Raw genomic sequence first — 2,887 nt, 5'->3', positions numbered from 1 at the left:
CGTAGGAATGCGCAAGAGGTATGGCCGTGGGAATTCTCTTGTCTTCGGCGTCATGCTGGGTGCGCCGCTGTTCCTCGTGCTTCCTACCGTATTTCAAACATTCAAGGTAATTGGATGGCTCCTCCTAATCTCGGTGGCCGTCGCAATCGCGGCCACGGTCGTGCTGTTGGCCTTCAGCTTCTTTAGTAAACGCCAGCTTGAGCGCGAGTATCGTGAGCTTGGTGCACGAATCTGTGCCCCGCGTGTGTGCAGCGATGACATGAGTCCTCCCGCTGATCAGATCGCTCACGAAGCCATTGGCTATCGCTCTGCCTCATGTGTAGCTGATTCGGCCTCAAATCACGGAGGCCACATGAAACACGATACTCGCTTCGCCCTCATCGACACCGCTGGTGACGAGCGCTTCGCCGCCCGCATCAACGGCACCTTCCAGATCGGCAAGGAACGAGACGCTACCACGACTGACATCGAAGCGTTCGCGCGCGCTGTCCTCATAGATGGGCAGGGTGGCCGCTTCGTTTGCTCTGATGGCCGCAAGCCTGCGGTTCTGAAGTTTAGTGGTCGGGCGAAGGAAGCGGTTGCCTATCGGCTCGACCCAGCCATCGCCAGAAAGCTTGGCATCGCCCCTGCTGCATCGGATAAGTCGTTACCGCACTGCTAAGGATGTCACCTTTCCATCCTTGGTGGGGATGGGGCCGTGCCTGGCACGGCCTTCATCTTTGAAGGATCGACATCACTCCTCGACGGGCAAGCCTGTGGCACCGCCATCATGGGCAGGGCAGCGTCGCTGAAAAATGTCCGAACCGTTCGAGCCATACTCGTGCCCGCACTGCTCACACCGCAGGACATAAGTGATCTGGTTGTGGTCGTTGCCCGGCAGATCAGTCTTACGAGCGACCACTTGCCCATTACGGTTGCGATAACCGATTTCGGTCGTGCCCTTTGTCATCGTCGCCATGCATGTCTTGTCAGCAGCAGCATAACAAGCCGTGAGATCGGGCGGGCATCGGTCTACCGGGCGCTCGCTGCCTGACTCGCCCGTTCAGCCAATCGTGCGCGCACCTCCGCAAGAGTGATCGGTCCCCAACCGGTTTTGTCCACTGACACCGACACAAATCGGGGATCAGGCTCGGGCGGCTTGGAATGGGTGTGCCCATGCAGAACCGGCGTCCTGTCGAGCGGCGCATCAGTGGGCTTGTGGACCAAGAAGATCGGCCCTTCGTCCGTATCGAGGATGTGCTCGTCCTCAAGGCTTTGGAAGGCACCACTCACCACGAATGCGCCCTTTGGTCGATCAGCGTTGCCATAGATGAGGCGCTTCTCACCCGGCAGATCGGAAAGCGGCTCAAGATTGCCAACATCGCCCAGAACCCAGACAACATCCTGTGGAGATACGCGCTCCCGCCACGCTGCGATAATCGCCTTGTCCATGGCGTCGGAGGACGAAAAGCCTCGCCACTTCGCGTTAGAAGCGCTTCCGAAATGCATGTCGGCGATGAAGAACTGATTCACGCATGCTCCTTGCAGCAAAAGCCATTGGCCGTCGAACACGCCCATGTGTAGATGATTCGGCCTCAAAAAAGGGAGGCCACTCACCCATCATCCGCTACGCCGATCATCGCCATTATCGCAGGGGAGCCATGATGCAGTGGACGAAGGAAAAGATTGAAGCATTGTCGCCTGAGAGGCGAGAAGCACTCTTCGATAACGCGCGCGCGAAAGGCTCTCCCGAAGCGCAGCAGATCATCGATCTGATGGTCGAACATGATTTGCTGGTTCGATCTGGTGGTGGCCTGCCCCGAGAGCATCCGATCATCCAAGAAATCGAGGAGATCATCAGATCGGATGAGGGCAGAAAGGCTGGCAAGGAGGCATCCGATCAGGGGCTTCCCGCGATGGCGGGGGTCGATCACATGCTGAGTGCCGCGCTCGGCTCCAAGTATGGCACCGGCGACACCACCTCTTGGGCTGGCACCTTGATGGCTGAGGTGATGGCCGACGCGGGCTATGTGCAGACCAGAAAGAAACCGATGCCAGTCGGCTGCGTGGCTAAAACTGCGGCATTCTTCGAGCGACGGTGATCATCGTCAGAGGCTCCGCAGCCATACCATCGCCTCGTCAAAACTCATCGCCTGACCCGGCTGATTCGCTGCCGCCTTTATCTGCTCGATGAACTCGGATGACATCTCACCCCGGCAGATCGGGCAACACTCGTCTGTGCAATCGTCATGCAGATTGAGCGGATGATCGGGCTTACTCAACGCTCGTCCAAGAGAGTCAACCGAGCAGGCTGAATGCCTTTTGCTAACAGTCGCTCGCGAACCAGAATTCCCAACACTGTCAGGGTGGCGAGCAGAGGCGGTTGTCGGATGTCGTGAGTTCCAGCGCCCCATGTCGTTCTACAAAGGCAGCCAGTGACATCCTTCACAATCACTACGGTTTCACATGCTATGATTGCCTTCTCATCTCCCCGTCTCACCTTGGTCTTCCCTGAGGGAGCGAGATTCACCAAAGCCTGCGCCTTAGAGGGGGTAATCTCAATCGCGATCAGGTCAGCCAACGAGTCAGGCGTAATCATCGATGAGAAACCTCACAGCGAGACGCGTCATGCACTTCAAATCGCATCCCACAACCATTTGAATGCGATCTAACAGCCGCTCCAACGCAGATAAGGAGACCACCATGACCAACACTGAGGGAGGGGCCAAGGATAAAGAAGCTGCTGCGGACGCCCCCCTCGACGGGAGGGAACACCGTGAAGGTTCGGCACCTCTTCTGGGACTCACACCGCAAACCAGCCCCGGCCTTGAAAAGGCTGGACAAAATCTCACCCTCTCCGCTGACCTCGACATCCCGCCTCGGCATACTCCTCTTCTGGGCACCATTT

Annotated in this window: 6 protein-coding genes; 3 read left to right on the top strand and 3 right to left on the bottom strand. The window is 57.8% G+C overall.

From position 1 onward, the window contains the following. Window positions 1–661, top strand: a 661-nt coding sequence (locus tag FHT02_RS21810; protein ID WP_246352616.1) for a hypothetical protein, incomplete at its 5' end; no start/stop codon positions are given. A gap of 72 nt (window positions 662–733) precedes the next feature. Here FHT02_RS21810 and FHT02_RS21210 read toward each other — a convergent pair. Together FHT02_RS21210 and FHT02_RS21205 are read right to left on the bottom strand one after the other, a co-directional pair. Further along, the gene (locus tag FHT02_RS21210; protein WP_184092238.1) at window positions 734–958 is read right to left on the bottom strand and encodes a hypothetical protein; all 225 of its coding nucleotides are present in this window, start codon (window positions 956–958) and stop codon (window positions 734–736) included. A gap of 53 nt (window positions 959–1,011) precedes the next feature. Further along, a complete protein-coding gene (locus FHT02_RS21205) occupies window positions 1,012–1,557 on the bottom strand; it encodes a metallophosphoesterase family protein (protein WP_221239635.1) in 546 nt (181 codons plus the stop codon). Between the two features lie 86 nt (window positions 1,558–1,643). On the opposite strand from FHT02_RS21205, the gene FHT02_RS21200 reads away from it, so the two are divergent. Continuing rightward, window positions 1,644–2,081 carry a hypothetical protein gene (locus tag FHT02_RS21200; RefSeq protein WP_184092234.1) on the top strand — a complete coding sequence of 146 codons (438 nt, stop codon included), beginning with the start codon at window positions 1,644–1,646 and terminating at the stop codon, window positions 2,079–2,081. A 6-nt stretch (window positions 2,082–2,087) separates the two neighbouring features. Here FHT02_RS21200 and FHT02_RS21415 read toward each other — a convergent pair whose 3' ends face one another. Then, the gene (locus tag FHT02_RS21415) at window positions 2,088–2,261 is read right to left on the bottom strand and encodes a hypothetical protein (protein WP_221239634.1); all 174 of its coding nucleotides are present in this window, start codon (window positions 2,259–2,261) and stop codon (window positions 2,088–2,090) included. Between the two features lie 421 nt (window positions 2,262–2,682). Between FHT02_RS21415 and FHT02_RS21410 the strand changes: the two genes are divergently transcribed. Then, a partial coding sequence (locus tag FHT02_RS21410) for a hypothetical protein (protein ID WP_221239633.1) occupies window positions 2,683–2,887 on the top strand: 205 nt, incomplete at its 3' end.

This window comes from Sphingomonas xinjiangensis (assembly GCF_014199255.1).
Classification (GTDB): domain Bacteria; phylum Pseudomonadota; class Alphaproteobacteria; order Sphingomonadales; family Sphingomonadaceae; genus Sphingomonas; species Sphingomonas xinjiangensis.
Note: the sequence above shows the minus strand (reverse complement) of the source record. Positions and strands in the feature narration are given on the sequence as shown.

Coding starts and splice junctions, on each gene's coding strand:
- FHT02_RS21205 (WP_221239635.1), bottom strand. CDS start 1,557: ATGGGCGTGTTCGACGGCCAATGGCTTTTGCTGCAAGGAGCATGCGTG.
- FHT02_RS21210 (WP_184092238.1), bottom strand. CDS start 958: ATGGCGACGATGACAAAGGGCACGACCGAAATCGGTTATCGCAACCGT.
- FHT02_RS21200 (WP_184092234.1), top strand. CDS start 1,644: ATGCAGTGGACGAAGGAAAAGATTGAAGCATTGTCGCCTGAGAGGCGA.